The 13,256-nt window shown below is 69.0% G+C and carries 11 protein-coding genes; 3 read left to right on the top strand and 8 right to left on the bottom strand.

Annotated elements, in window-relative coordinates; genetic code table 11:
• Positions 1-6: 6 nt before the first annotated feature.
• The 6 genes from G9Q37_RS06745 to scpA all read right to left on the bottom strand — a co-directional run bounded on the left by G9Q37_RS06745 (position 7) and on the right by scpA (position 8,946).
• A complete protein-coding gene (locus G9Q37_RS06745) occupies positions 7-1,521 on the bottom strand; it encodes a methyl-accepting chemotaxis protein (RefSeq protein WP_166226364.1) in 1,515 nt (504 codons plus the stop codon).
• Positions 1,522-1,656: 135 nt separating this feature from the next.
• The gene (locus G9Q37_RS06740) at positions 1,657-2,148 is read right to left on the bottom strand and encodes a VOC family protein (RefSeq protein ID WP_166226361.1); all 492 of its coding nucleotides are present in this window, start codon (positions 2,146-2,148) and stop codon (positions 1,657-1,659) included.
• 8 nt (positions 2,149-2,156) lie between these two features.
• Positions 2,157-4,205, bottom strand: coding sequence for an acetyl-CoA carboxylase biotin carboxylase subunit (locus G9Q37_RS06735; protein WP_166226358.1), 2,049 nt, complete (start codon positions 4,203-4,205; stop codon positions 2,157-2,159).
• Positions 4,206-4,225: 20 nt separating this feature from the next.
• On the bottom strand, positions 4,226-5,758 hold the full coding sequence (locus G9Q37_RS06730; protein WP_166226354.1) for an acyl-CoA carboxylase subunit beta: 1,533 nt from the start codon (positions 5,756-5,758) through the stop codon (positions 4,226-4,228).
• Between the two features lie 18 nt (positions 5,759-5,776).
• Complete coding sequence (gene meaB / locus G9Q37_RS06725) at positions 5,777-6,787, bottom strand: methylmalonyl Co-A mutase-associated GTPase MeaB (protein WP_420810318.1); 1,011 nt, start codon at positions 6,785-6,787, stop codon at positions 5,777-5,779.
• A gap of 2 nt (positions 6,788-6,789) precedes the next feature.
• Entirely contained in the window at positions 6,790-8,946 is a 2,157-nt protein-coding gene (gene scpA / locus G9Q37_RS06720) for a methylmalonyl-CoA mutase (RefSeq protein WP_166226351.1), read from the bottom strand.
• A 115-nt stretch (positions 8,947-9,061) separates the two neighbouring features.
• On the opposite strand from scpA, the gene G9Q37_RS06715 reads away from it, so the two are divergent.
• The gene (locus G9Q37_RS06715) at positions 9,062-9,718 is read left to right on the top strand and encodes a GntR family transcriptional regulator (protein WP_166226348.1); all 657 of its coding nucleotides are present in this window, start codon (positions 9,062-9,064) and stop codon (positions 9,716-9,718) included.
• Here the strand turns inward: G9Q37_RS06715 and dusA are convergent.
• Positions 9,715-10,722, bottom strand: coding sequence for a tRNA dihydrouridine(20/20a) synthase DusA (gene dusA, locus G9Q37_RS06710; protein ID WP_205710731.1), 1,008 nt, complete (start codon positions 10,720-10,722; stop codon positions 9,715-9,717). The genes G9Q37_RS06715 and dusA overlap by 4 nt on opposite strands.
• 25 nt (positions 10,723-10,747) lie before the next feature.
• Complete coding sequence (locus G9Q37_RS06705) at positions 10,748-11,953, bottom strand: HD-GYP domain-containing protein (protein ID WP_166226344.1); 1,206 nt, start codon at positions 11,951-11,953, stop codon at positions 10,748-10,750.
• A 150-nt stretch (positions 11,954-12,103) separates the two neighbouring features.
• Here G9Q37_RS06705 and G9Q37_RS06700 point away from each other — a divergent pair, with 150 nt between their 5' ends.
• Both G9Q37_RS06700 and G9Q37_RS06695 read left to right on the top strand, forming a co-directional pair.
• The gene (locus G9Q37_RS06700; protein WP_166226341.1) at positions 12,104-12,586 is read left to right on the top strand and encodes a type III secretion system chaperone; all 483 of its coding nucleotides are present in this window, start codon (positions 12,104-12,106) and stop codon (positions 12,584-12,586) included.
• Entirely contained in the window at positions 12,583-13,227 is a 645-nt protein-coding gene (locus G9Q37_RS06695; protein ID WP_166226337.1) for a hypothetical protein, read from the top strand. The genes G9Q37_RS06700 and G9Q37_RS06695 overlap by 4 nt, the downstream gene beginning before the upstream one ends.
• The last annotated feature ends 29 nt before the right edge of the window (positions 13,228-13,256 follow it).

Genomic DNA, 13,256 nt, shown 5'->3' with positions numbered 1-13,256 from the left:
ACGCGCTCAGGCGCGCGCGGCCGCGGTCTTGTAGACGCCGCAGCCCACGTAGAGCGCGTCGACCTTCACCACGTAGGACATCTTGGCCTGCACCGCGCCGCTGGTGGGGTTGACGATGTCGTACTCGACCCAGCCCGGCCCTTCTTCGGCCTGCGCCACGATGGCCGCGAGCAACGCCTGGCCATCGATGCCCGCGATGTCCTGCACCCGGCTGCCCACCTTCTCGGGCTTGCCGCCGAAGGCGCGGTAGACGCCGGTGCTGTCGAGCGCGAACACGTACATGTCGCGGTCGTGGAAAGCCTGCGACGGGTCGGTGAGGTCGCGCACGAAGGCGTCGGGCGTGCTCTGTCGGCGGTGCGCGAGCGCACGATCGACCAGCGCCATGGCCTCTTCGGCCGTGCCCTGCTGCAGCTTGAAGCTCGAGACCGCGCGCGCCAGGTGCGCGGCGCGGCGCTCCAGCAGGTCGGCCTGCTGCACGGCGCGCTCCACCATCTGCGCGTTGTGCTGGGTGATCTGGTCGAGCTGGTGCACCGCGGTGCTGATTTCGCTCAGGCCCGTGCTCTGCTCGGCGCTCGAGGCCGAGATCAGCGACATGTTGCTGGCCACGCCGCGCACGCCGTCGACGATCTGGTCGATGCTCTGGCCGGCCGCGCGGATCTGCGACACGCCGGTCTCGACCTGGCTGCGCGAGGCCTCGATCAGGCCGCGGATCTGGCGCGCCGATTCGGCCGAGCGCTGCGCGAGGCCTCGCACCTCGCTGGCCACCACGGCAAAGCCGCGGCCCTGCTCGCCTGCGCGCGCGGCTTCCACCGCGGCGTTGAGCGCGAGGATGTTGGTCTGGAACGCGAGGCTGTCGATCACGCCGATGATCTCGTTCATCTGGGCCGCGCGCTTCTGGATGCCTTCGACGGTCACCACCGCCTGGCCCATGGAGCCCGCGCCGTGTTCGGCCGCATCGCGCAGCTGGGCCGCGCGGCGGTCGGACTCGCCCGCGGTCTGCGCGTTCTGTGCCACCGTGCCGGTGAGCTGCTGCACGCTGGCCGCGGTCTGTTCGAGGTTGGCGGCCTGCTGTTCGGTGCGGTCGGCGAGCTCGCGGTTGCCGCTGGCCAGGCTCTGGCCCGCATGCGCCACCAGCGCCGAGTTGCTGCGCACCTCGGCCACCATGGCCGACAGGCTGCTCACCATGCGGTCGAGCAGCCGCGCCAGCTCGGCCAGCTCGTCCCTGCCCTCGGCGCGGATGCCGGTGCGCAGGTTGCCGGCGGCCACCTCGCCCATCACGGCGACCACGCGCTGGAACTCGCTTGCAAACGCGCTGTGGAAGGCCGCCAGGGCATAGACCAGCAGCAGCGTGCCGGCGATGTCCACCGGCCACAGCGGCCAGCCGGGCGCGAGCCAGAGGATCAGGCCGTTGGCGGCCAGCGGCCAGAGCGCCGCGATCGCCAGCAGCGTGAGCTTGCCGCCCAGCGCAAAGCGGCGCATCAGCGCCACGCCGGGGCGCATCAGGGGGTTCGGGGTCGCCATGGGTGTCAGCACTCCTGCAGCGGTGTGGTGCGGGGGCCCGGCGGGCTCGCCGGACGGAAGTGCTGACAGCTTAGGCAGCGCGACGGGCGGCAAAACCCCGAACAGCGCCGGCAAATGGCCCTTGTTCGCGCGCGCTCAGGCCGGCCGGGCCTGCAGCGCGGCGAAGGCCTTGACCACCTCGGGCGGGGCCTGCACGAGCTCGATCAGCACGCCCTCGCCCGCGATCGGGAATTCCTCGTTCGCCTTGGGGTGCAGGAAGGTGATGTCGAAGCCCGCCGCGCCTTTGCGGATGCCGCCCGGCGCAAAGCGCACGCCCTGCTGCGTGAGCCATGCCACCGCCACCGGCAGGTCGTCGATCCACAGGCCGATGTGGTTGAGCGGCGTGGTGTGCACCGCGGGCTTCTTCTCGGGGTCCAGCGGCTGCATCAGGTCGACCTCGACCTTGAACGGACCGCTGCCGATCGCGCAGATGTCTTCGTCGACGTTCTCGCGCTCGCTGCGGAAGGTGCCGGTGACTTCGAGGCCGAGCATGTCGACCCAGAGTTTCTGCAGGCGCAGCTTGTCGGGGCCGCCGATGGCGATCTGCTGCACGCCGAGCACGCGGAAGGGCCGTTGCGTCGTCGTCATGGCCGGCCTCACTCGAACTCGACGATGGGCTGGTCCACCGCCAGCGAATCGCCCTGCTTGGCGACCACCTTGGCCACCACGCCGTCGGCCGAGGCGAACAGCACGTTCTCCATCTTCATGGCCTCGATCACGGCCACGCGTTCGCCGGCCTGCACCTTCTGACCCGGCTGCACGGCCACCTGCACCAGCAGGCCGGGCATGGGCGAGAGCACGTATTTGCTCATGTCGGGCGGCGCCTTGAAGGGCATGAGCGCGTGCAGCTCGGCCATGCGCGGCGACACCACCATGGCCTCGATGCGCGTGCCGTTGTGCTGCACCACGAGCGCGAGCGGGTTGCACGGCGTGCCGCGTTCGAGCTGCGCGGTGAAGGCGCGGTCGTTGCACTGGCCGGTGATCACCACGTCGTTGAGGCGCGAGGGGCTGTGGATGGCGTAGCGCTGGCCCGCCACCGTGACCACCGCGGCGCCGATCTGCCCCACCACCTCGTCCACGTGCACCGGCACCTGGCGGTGCTGGCCGGCCTTGTCGAGCACGATCACGGTGTAGTCGTGGCCCACCTTCACGCCGTAGCCGGGCAGCTGGCCGCTCAGGCCGGCCGCGCGCTCGCGGCTCTTGCGGCGCACGAAGGCCGCGAGCGCCACGAGGAAGTCGGGGTCGTCGTGCGGCACGTCCTCGGCGCGAAAGCCCTGGCCGTAGTGCTCGGCGATGAAGCCGGTGTTGAAGTCGCCCTTGACGAACTTGGGGTGCGCGAGCAGCGCGGCCTGGAACGGGATGTTGCTCTGCACGCCGCGGATCACGAAGCCGTTGAGCGCCTCGCGCATCTTGGCGATGGCGTCGTTGCGGTCTTTGCCGTGCACGATGAGCTTGGCGATCATCGAGTCGTAGTACATGGGGATCTCGCCGCCGTCCTGCACGCCGGTGTCCACACGCACGCCCTGCAGGTGCTGCGTGTCGGCCTGCCACATGGTCTGCGGCGGCGCGATGAAGCGCACCAGACGGCCCGTGCTGGGCAGGAAGTTGCGGAACGGGTCTTCGGCATTGATGCGGCACTCGATGGCCCAGCCCTCGCGCTTGACGTCGGCCTGGGCCAGCGGCAGCTTCTCGCCCGCGGCCACGCGGATCATCAGCTCCACTAGGTCGAGGCCGGTGATGCACTCCGTCACCGGGTGCTCGACCTGCAGGCGCGTGTTCATCTCGAGGAAATAGAAGTCCTGGTCCTTGCCGACCACGAACTCCACCGTGCCCGCGCTCTGGTACTTCACGGCCTTGGCCAGGGCCACGGCCTGCTCGCCCATGGCCTTGCGCGTGGCCTCGCTGATGAAGGGCGACGGCGCCTCTTCGATCACCTTCTGGTGGCGGCGCTGGATCGAGCACTCGCGCTCGTTGAGGTAAATCACGTTGCCGTGCGCATCGCCCAGCACCTGGATCTCGATGTGGCGCGGCTCCTGGACGAATTTCTCCATGAACACGCGGTCGTCGCCGAAGCTGTTGCGCGCCTCGTTGCGGCAGCTCGAAAAGCCCTCGTGGCATTCCTTGTCGTTGAAGGCCACGCGCAGGCCCTTGCCGCCGCCGCCCGCGCTGGCCTTGATCATCACGGGGTAGCCGATCTTCTGCGCGATGGCCACCGCCTCTTCAGGCGACTGGATGGGTTCGTTGTGGCCCGGGATGGTGCTGACCTTGGCCTCGTTCGCGAGCTTCTTGGACGCGATCTTGTCGCCCATAGCCGCAATGGAGTAATGCTTGGGCCCGATGAAGACCAGGCCGGCCTCTTCGACCTTGCGCGCGAAGTCTTCGTTCTCCGACAGGAATCCGTAGCCCGGGTGGATGGCCTCGGCGCCCTTCTCCTTCGCGGCCGCGATGATGGCGTCGCCGAGCAGGTAGCTCTCGCGCGAGGGCGGCGGGCCCAGGCGCACCGCCTCGTCGGCGAGCTGCACGTGGCGCGCTTCCTTGTCGGCGTCGGAGTACACCGCCACGGTGGCGATGCCCAGCTTGCGGGCGGTGGCGATCACGCGGCAGGCGATTTCGCCGCGGTTGGCGATCAGGATCTTCTTGAACATGTTCTTTTCTCCTCGGGCCGTCACAGCGGGATGTTGCCGTGCTTGCGCCACGGGTTCTCGAGCTTCTTGTCCTTGAGCATCACGAGCGAGCGCGCGATGCGCTTGCGCGTCTCGTGCGGCAGGATCACGTCGTCGATGAAGCCGCGCGCGCCGGCCACGAAGGGGTTGGCGAAGCGGGCCTTGTACTCGGCCTCGCGCTGCGCGAGCTTGGCCGGGTCTTTCTTCTCCTCGCGGAAGATGATCTCCACCGCGCCCTTGGCGCCCATCACCGCGATCTCGGCGTTGGGCCAGGCGAAGTTCACATCGCCGCGCAGGTGCTTGGAGGCCATCACGTCGTAGGCGCCGCCGTAGGCCTTGCGCGTGATCACGGTGATCTTGGGCACGGTGCACTCGGCGTAGGCGTAGAGCAGCTTGGCGCCGTGCTTGATGATGCCGCCGTACTCCTGCGAGGTGCCGGGCATGAAGCCGGGCACGTCCACGAAGGTCACCACGGGGATGTTGAAGCAGTCGCAAAAGCGCACGAAGCGGGCGGCCTTGATGGAGCTCTTGATGTCCAGGCAGCCCGCGAGCACCAGCGGCTGGTTGGCCACGATGCCCACGGTCTGGCCGTCGACGCGTGCGAAGCCGATCAGGATGTTCTTGGCGTACTCGGGCTGCAGTTCGAAGAAGTCACCGTCGTCCACGATCTTGAGGATCAGCTCCTTCATGTCGTAGGGCTTGTTCGGGTTCTCGGGCACCAGCGTGTCCAGGCTCAGCTCCATGCGGTCGATGGGGTCGCCGCTGGGGCGCACGGGCGCCTTCTCGCGGTTGTTGAGCGGCAGGTAGTTGAACAGGCGGCGCAGCATGAGCAGCGCTTCCACGTCGTTGTCGAAGGCCAGATCGGCCACGCCGCTCTTGGTGGTGTGGGTGATGGCGCCGCCCAGTTCTTCGGCCGTCACCTCTTCGTGGGTCACGGTCTTCACCACCTCGGGGCCGGTCACGAACATGTAGGAGCTGTCCTTGACCATGAAGATGAAGTCGGTCATGGCCGGCGAGTACACGGCGCCGCCCGCGCTCGGCCCCATGATCATGCTGATCTGCGGCACCACGCCGCTGGCCATCACGTTGCGTTGGAACACCTCGGCGTAACCGCCGAGCGAGGCCACGCCCTCCTGGATGCGCGCGCCGCCCGAGTCGTTCAGGCCGATCACCGGCGCGCCGACCTTCATGGCCTGGTCCATCACCTTGCAGATCTTCTCGGCGTGGGCCTCGGAGAGCGCGCCGCCGAAGACGGTGAAGTCCTGGCTGAAGACGAACACCAGGCGGCCGTTGATCATGCCGTAGCCGGTGACCACGCCGTCGCCGGGGATCTTGTTGTCCTGCATGCCGAAGTCGGTGCAGCGGTGCTCCACGAACATGTCCCACTCTTCGAAGGTGCCTTCGTCGAGCAGCACCTCCAGGCGTTCGCGCGCCGTGAGCTTGCCCTTGGCGTGCTGGGCTTCGATGCGCTTTTCGCCCCCGCCCAGGCGGGCGCGGGCGCGCTTGTCTTCGAGTTGTTGCAGGATGTCTTGCATGGTGCTTCTCCGGAGGAATCAGTCGAACAGCGCGAGCAACTGCCGCGCCGCGGTGCTCGCGGGCAGCTGCCCGGCGAGCACTTGGGTGGTGGTGGCTGCGAGCGCGGCGCGCACCGCGGGGTGCTCGCGAAAGCGCTGCTTCAGGCCGGCGTCGATGCGCTCCCACATCCAGGCGCGGGCCTGGCGCTGGCGGCGCGCGGCGAGCTCGCCGTTGGCCGTCTGCAGGGTGCGAAAGCGTTCGATTTCGTCCCAGAAAGCGGTAATGCCCTGGGCCTTGAGCGCGCTCAGCTGCATCACGGTGGGGTGCCAGTGCGCCGTGTCGTGCGCCGCGTGTTCGGGCCGCCCGTGCTGGCCCAGCAGGCGCAGCGACGAGGTGATCATGGCGCGCGCGCGGGTCGCGGCGTCGGGGTCGATGTCGGCCTTGTTGATGACCACCAGGTCGGCGATCTCCATCACGCCCTTCTTGATCGCCTGCAGGTCGTCGCCCGCGTTGGGCAACTGCAGCAGCACGAAGCAGTCGGTCATGGCGGCCACCGCGGTCTCGCTCTGGCCCACGCCCACGGTCTCGACGATCACCACGTCGAAGCCCGCGGCCTCGCAGACCAGCAGGGCCTCGCGCGTTTTTTCGGCCACGCCGCCCAGCGTGCCGCCGCTCGGGCTGGGGCGGATGAAGGCGCGCTCGTGCACCGAGAGCTGCTCCATGCGCGTTTTGTCGCCCAGGATGGAGCCGCCCGAGACCGTGCTCGAGGGGTCGATGGTGAGCACCGCCACGCGGTGCCCCTGCGCGATAAGGTGCAGGCCCAGGGCCTCGATGAAGGTGCTCTTGCCCACGCCGGGTACGCCCGACAGGCCCATGCGAAAGGCCTTGCCCGTTTGCGGCAGCAGCGCGGTGAGCAGCGCATCGCCCTGCGCGCGGTGGTCGGCGCGCGTCGATTCGAGCAGCGTGATGGCCTTGGCCATGGCGCGGCGCTGCGCCATGCCCTGGCCGTGCACGATGCCGTCGAACAGCGCGTGCGGCGTCACGGCCAGGCTCAAGCGACGGCCTTCTTGATCTGCTCCAGCACGTCCTTGGCGCTGGCGGGAATGGGCGTGCCCGGGCCGTAGATGCCCTTGACGCCGGCCTCGTAGAGGAAGTCGTAGTCCTGGCGCGGAATCACGCCGCCCACGAAGACGATGATGTCGTCGGCGCCCTGCTTCTTGAGTTCGGCGATGATGGCCGGCACCAGCGTCTTGTGGCCGGCGGCCAGCGTGCTCACGCCCACGGCGTGCACGTCGTTCTCGATCGCCTGGCGGGCGCATTCCTCGGGGGTCTGGAACAGCGGGCCCATGTCGACGTCGAAGCCGAGGTCGGCGAAGGCCGTGGCCACCACCTTGGCGCCGCGGTCGTGGCCGTCCTGGCCGAGCTTGGAGATCATCACGCGCGGGCGGCGGCCGTGCTGCTCGCCAAAGGCCGCGATCTCCTGCTGCAGTTGCGCCCAACCCTCGGCGCTGTCGTAGGCGGCGGCGTACACGCCGGTCACCTTCTGGGTGTCGGCGCGGTGGCGGCCGAAGGCTTTTTCGAGGGCATCGCTGACTTCTCCCACGGTGGCGCGCAGGCGCATGGCGCGGATGGACAGGTCGAGCAGGTTGCCCTGCCCGCTTTCGGCGGCCGCGGTCAGCGCGTCGAGCGCGGCCCGAACGGCGGCGCCGTCGCGCGTGGCGCGGATCTGCTGCAGGCGTGCCACCTGCTGCTCACGCACCTTCACGTTGTCGATGTCGAGGATCTCGACCGGGTCTTCGTTCTTGAGCTTGTACTTGTTGACGCCGACGATGACGTCCTTGCCCGAGTCGATGCGGGCCTGCTTCTCGGCCGCGGCGGCCTCGATCTTGAGCTTGGCCCAGCCGCTGTCCACGGCCTTGGTCATGCCGCCCATGGCGTCGACCTCTTCGATGATGGCCCACGCCGCGTCGGCCATCTGCTGCGTGAGCGTTTCCATCATGTACGAGCCGGCCCAGGGGTCGACCACGTTCGTGATGTGCGTCTCCTCTTGAATGATGAGCTGCGTGTTGCGCGCGATGCGCGCGCTGAACTCGGTGGGCAGCGCGATGGCTTCGTCGAGCGCGTTGGTGTGCAGGCTCTGCGTGCCGCCGAACACCGCGGCCATGGCCTCGATGGTGGTGCGCACCACGTTGTTGTACGGGTCCTGCTCGGTGAGGCTCCAGCCCGAGGTCTGGCTGTGCGTGCGCAGCATCAGGCTCTTGGGGTTCTTCGCGCCGAAGCCCTTCATGATGCGGCACCACAGCAGGCGGGCCGCGCGCATCTTGGCGATCTCCAGGTAGAAGTTCATGCCCACCGCCCAGAAGAACGAGAGGCGGCCCGCGAAGGCGTCCACGTCCAGGCCCTTGGCCATCGCGGTCTTCACGTACTCCTTGCCGTCGGCCAGGGTGAAGGCGAGCTCGAGCGCCTGGTTGGCCCCGGCCTCCTGCATGTGGTAGCCCGAGATGCTGATCGAGTTGAACTTGGGCATGTGGCCCGCGGTGTACTCGATGATGTCGCCGATGATCCGCATGCTCGGCTCGGGCGGATAGATGTAGGTGTTGCGGACCATGAACTCCTTGAGGATGTCGTTCTGGATGGTCCCGCTGAGCTGGTCCTGCGCCACGCCCTGCTCTTCGGCCGCGATCACGTAGCCCGCGAGCACCGGCAGCACGGCGCCGTTCATGGTCATGGACACGCTGACCTTGTCGAGCGGAATGCCGTCGAACAGGATCTTCATGTCCTCCACGCTGTCGATGGCCACGCCGGCCTTGCCAACGTCGCCGGTGACGCGCGGGTGGTCGCTGTCGTAGCCGCGGTGGGTGGCGAGGTCGAAGGCCACCGACACGCCCTGCCCGCCGGCGGCCAGGGCCTTGCGGTAGAAGGCGTTCGATTCTTCGGCGGTGGAGAAGCCCGCGTACTGGCGGATCGTCCAGGGCCGCACCGCGTACATGGTGGCCTGCGGGCCGCGGATGAAGGGCTCGAAGCCGGGCAGCGTGTCGGTGTACGGCAGGTCTTTCAGGTCGGCCGCGGTGTAGAGCGGCTTGACCGCGATGCCGTCGGGCGTGGTCCAGGTCAGCGCGTCGAGGTTGCCGCCAGGGGCGGACTTGGCGGCGGCCTGGGTCCAGTCGGTCAGCGTGGCGCGCTTGAAGGCATCGGAGGGTTGGCTCATGGCAGTGGCAAAGGCAATGGGCAGGGTGGCCGGGAGGTCCGGCGCAATGGCCGCGAGTCTACATCATTCATAATTATTGATGCAGAATTTCTGTCCGCGTAGAATGCGCGCCTGCATGGACACCGCCACCGCCCCCTCCTCCGCGGCCTCGCTGGCCCCGCGCGCCCTCTACGAAGAGGTGGCCGAGCTGCTGCGCCAGCGCATTTTCCGCCGCGAGCTCGAGCCCGGCAGCTGGATCGACGAACTCAAGATCGCCGACGAATACGGCATCAGCCGCACACCCCTGCGCGAGGCGCTCAAGGTGCTGGCCGCCGAAGGCCTGGTGACCATGAAGGTGCGCCGCGGCGCCTACGTGACCGAAGTGTCCGAGAAGGACCTGCGCGACGTCTACCACCTGCTGTCGCTGCTCGAGGCCGACGCCGCGGGCGAGGTGGCGGCGCACGCCCCGGCCTCGGCCATCGCCGAGCTCGCGGCGCTGCACCAGGAACTGGAAACCGCCCAGGCCGAACGCGACCGCTTCTTCGCGGTCAACGAGCGCTTTCACCTGCGGCTGCTGGAGCTGGCCGACAACCGCTGGCGGCTGCAGATGGTGAGCGACCTGCGCAAGGTCATGAAGCTCAACCGCCACCACTCGCTGTTCAAGACCGGTCGCATCGAAGAATCGCTGGCCGAGCACCGGGCCATCCTGGCCGCCCTGCAGGCCCGCGACGGCGCCCTCACGGTGCAGCGCATGCGCGAGCACTTCGCCAGCGGCCTCGAGGCCGCCACCTAGGCCGGCAAGGCTTCCGGCTCGTCGCTCACGTGCGCCTGGGCCATGGCCCACACCTCGCGCGGCGGCAGCGGCTTGAGGCGGTGGTCGCTCCACACCTGGCGCCACTTGCGCGCGCCGCGCAGACCGTGGCGCAGGCCCAGCATGTGCCGCGCGATCGCGTACCAGGGGCAGCCGTCTTCGGCGTGGGCGCGCTCCATGTAGCGCACCATCTGGTCTTCCACCCATTCGCGCGTGACGGTGCTCGGCGCGTCGCCGTAGAAAGCCTCGTCCCAGGTGGTGAGCAGCCAGGGGTGGTGGTAGGCCTCGCGCCCCAGCATCACGCCGTCCACGTGCTGCAGGTGCTCGGCGATCTGCGCATTGGTGGTGATGCCGCCGTTGACCGCGATCGTGAGCCGCGGAAAGTCGCGCTTGAGCCGGTGCGCGAGCTCGTAGCGCAGCGGCGGGATCTCGCGGTTCTCTTTGGGGCTCAGGCCCTGCAGCCAGGCGTTGCGTGCGTGCACGATGAACACCTCGCAGCCGGCCTCGGCCACGGTGCCCACGAAGTCGCGCACGAATTCGTAGCTCTCGGTCTTGTCGATGCCGATGCGGTGCTTGACCGTGACAGGGAGTGACACCGCGTCCTTCATCGCCTTCACGCCATCGGCCACGGTCTGCGGCTCGGCCATCAGGCAGGCGCCGAAGGCGCCGCGCTGCACACGCTCGCTCGGGCAGCCGCAGTTGAGGTTGATCTCGTCGTAGCCCCAGTCCTCGCCCATCTTCGCGGCGCGGGCCAGGTCGTCGGGCTCGCTGCCCCCGAGCTGCAGCGCCACCGGGTGTTCCTCGGCATTGAAGCGCAGGTGGCGCTGCACGCTGCCGTGCATCAGCGCGCCCGTGGTCACCATCTCGGTGTACAGCAGGGTGTGCTTCGTGAGCAGGCGGTGCAGGTAACGGCAGTGACGGTCCGTCCAGTCCATCATCGGCGCGACGGACAGGCGCCAGGGGGACGGCGAGGCGGGCAAAGACATGGCCGGATTATCCCAGCCGGGCGCCTCAGCAGCGCGCGATCAGCCGCGCCGGGTTCACCAGCACCTTCACCACGCCCGGTGGCAGGCTTTCCTTCACCGCGAAAGCGGCGTCGGCCGTGTCGCGCAGCACCGGCTCGCCCAGCGGCATGCCGTGCCGGCCCACGAGCGCGAACACCTTGGGCGTGTTGGCCTTCTCGCCGCGGCGCATCACCACGCCCATCTCGTCGTTGACCAGCCGCACGAAGCTGCCCGGCGGGTAGAAGCCCACGCACTTCACGAAGTGCGCGCCCAGCGGGTCGAGGCCGCGCTGCGCGCCCATGTAGAGCTCGCGCGCCACCTGCTGCGAGAGCTGCGCGCCGCGGCTCTTGCGCGGGCTGATGCAGGCCACGTAGACGTCGGCCATCTGCAGCAGGCGGTGCGTGATGCGGTCGATGCGCTGGCCCGTGGGGTAGCCGGTGCCATCGGGGCGTTCGTGGTGCTGGGCCACCAGGCGCAGCCATTCGGCGTCGCTCGCGCCGGCCTCGCGCAGCAGGGTCACGCCGCGCTGCGGGTGTTCGCGCACCGTCTTGCGCTGCGGCGTCGTGAGCGGGCCGGCCTGGCGCGCCATTTCGTCGTGCTCACGCGTCATGCCCACGTTCATGGTGAGCGCGGCCAGGATCACGGCGCGCCGCTGCGTGTCGTCGAGCCCGGCCAGCGGCGCCACCAGCGCGCACAGGCAGGCCGACAGCAAGGCATGGGTGGCGCTGTAGGTCACGGCCGGGTCGAACAGCATCTGCACCAGCACCAGCAGGCTGTTGTCGGGCTGCTCCTGCCACAGCAGCTCGCCGCTGGCCTGCACCTTGTGCAGGCGCTCGAGAAAGTGGTGGGCGTTCGGCCCCTGCAGCAGCAGGGTCGAAAGCGACGCGTGCAGATCGGCCCAGGCCTCGGTCACGGGCTGGTCCTCGCGCGCAGACGGCGCCTCGGCCGACACGCCCATCACGTTCACCTGGGCGATGCGGCTCAGCGAGACGTTGCTGCGCACCATGCGGTCCAGCGCGGTGGTGTAGCCGTAGCTGGCGCTTTGCCAGTCGCTTGCGAGCACGAGCGGCCCGTGGAGCATCAGCGTGCTGCGGTGCTGCTCCGAGGTGATGGTCTCGCCCTTGCGAAGCAGCAACACGCCCTTGGGGTCCCAGATGTTCACGGGAACGGGCTGGTTGAGCGCGATCGAGTCGAGGGGCAATGGCCGGTACATACCGGCACTGTAGGCAGGAGGGCGCAGGCCAAACGCCGGAATACCGGCACCAAAAGGCCGCAAAACGCAGCGAAACCGGGCCGCAATGGGCGCGCTGGAACCGTCGAGAGCCGTCGGCCACCCACAGCGGTCCTGTTCAAGCCGCCGCCCATGCCTGCGCCCCGCCCCGTCCCGCCCGTGCCCGTGTCCTGGCTCCTGCAGGGCATCGGCCCGCATTGCGAGGACATCGCCGCAGTGGCGCAGGACGACCCCGCCACCTGGGCCATCACCTTCCACGACGCCTCCCAGGTCTTGCTGAACTGGTTCGACGCCCCGTCCAGGCTCGAACTGCTCTCGGCGGTCTGCCCGCTTGAACCCCAGACCCCCAACGTCGTGCTCGAAACCCTGCTCGGTTTCAGCCTGTTCGGTCGCGACAACGGCGGCACGCGCATGGCCCTGGACCCGCAGGACCGCGTCCTGTACCTGGTGCGTGATCTGCCGGTCGACGGCCTGGGGCTGAGCGATCTGCGCGATGCGCTGCGCTCGCTGGTCGGGCTGGCCGAGCGCTGGCACACCTGTCTGGCGGCGTTGCCCCCGTATCCCGGCACAGCCCCCACCACACCTCCCACCAACCCCAAGCACCCCCCCGCATGAGACCCCTTTCCAGCCTTCATGTCCTGCACCGCAGCCCGGATGCGTTCTCCGCCTTCCGCGGTCTGCCCACACCCAGGCTCTCGGCGGCCCCGTCCCTCCAGATGATCGTCTTCACGCGCGATGGCCTGGGCCCGATGCCGCCGCGCCTGTCGTCTGTGCTCGCGCACCTGGCCTTGCAACGCTTGATTCAAGAGCTGCTCGCGCCGCCTTTCCCCATCGACCTGCTGATGTCCACAGCGCCTGAGCCGCGGTTCAGCCAGAAAGAACCGCGCTTCGACTTCCGTCCCCCGGTGCACCATCGCCCGCACCGAACGTCAAGCACCGGCCCGCAGCAGCCATCCAGACCCGGCTTCATGCCGTCCCCCACCGAGCCACCGGTGGCGGAGGTTCCACCGCCTTCCCATGCCGTTGGCCTGGAGAACGGCGAAGTCCCGGCGCACCTGCGCCAGTACGTGGCCGGCTATGAACCGCAGCCCGCACCGACGCGCACGGTCGCAGATGCCGATGCGGAACTGGCCGCCACTGCCCTGGTTCAGCCGACCCCCTCCATCGATTACGCCGCCTACGCCCGGCTGCTGGACAGCACGCCCAAAGCGCCCGAAGCGCCCGAAGGCGACGCCGATCACGCCACCCCCCTTTGACCCCCGCACACCCGGTCCACCCTCGACCG

The organism is Hydrogenophaga crocea, from assembly GCF_011388215.1.
In the GTDB taxonomy this organism is placed as follows: Bacteria; Pseudomonadota; Gammaproteobacteria; order Burkholderiales; family Burkholderiaceae_C; genus Hydrogenophaga; species Hydrogenophaga crocea.
The sequence above is the reverse complement of the archived record's forward strand: the minus strand, read 5'-3'. Positions and strand labels throughout refer to the sequence as shown.

Bases quoted from the DNA above. Each gene is read 5' to 3' on its own strand.
- G9Q37_RS06745 (WP_166226364.1), bottom strand. From the start codon at position 1,521: ATGGCGACCCCGAACCCCCTGATGCGCCCCGGCGTGGCGCTGATGCGC.
- G9Q37_RS06740 (WP_166226361.1), bottom strand. From the start codon at position 2,148: ATGACGACGACGCAACGGCCCTTCCGCGTGCTCGGCGTGCAGCAGATC.
- G9Q37_RS06735 (WP_166226358.1), bottom strand. From the start codon at position 4,205: ATGTTCAAGAAGATCCTGATCGCCAACCGCGGCGAAATCGCCTGCCGC.
- G9Q37_RS06730 (WP_166226354.1), bottom strand. From the start codon at position 5,758: ATGCAAGACATCCTGCAACAACTCGAAGACAAGCGCGCCCGCGCCCGC.
- scpA (WP_166226351.1), bottom strand. From the start codon at position 8,946: ATGAGCCAACCCTCCGATGCCTTCAAGCGCGCCACGCTGACCGACTGG.
- G9Q37_RS06715 (WP_166226348.1), top strand. From the start codon at position 9,062: ATGGACACCGCCACCGCCCCCTCCTCCGCGGCCTCGCTGGCCCCGCGC.
- dusA (WP_205710731.1), bottom strand. From the start codon at position 10,722: ATGTCTTTGCCCGCCTCGCCGTCCCCCTGGCGCCTGTCCGTCGCGCCG.
- G9Q37_RS06705 (WP_166226344.1), bottom strand. From the start codon at position 11,953: ATGTACCGGCCATTGCCCCTCGACTCGATCGCGCTCAACCAGCCCGTT.
- G9Q37_RS06700 (WP_166226341.1), top strand. From the start codon at position 12,104: ATGCCTGCGCCCCGCCCCGTCCCGCCCGTGCCCGTGTCCTGGCTCCTG.
- G9Q37_RS06695 (WP_166226337.1), top strand. From the start codon at position 12,583: ATGAGACCCCTTTCCAGCCTTCATGTCCTGCACCGCAGCCCGGATGCG.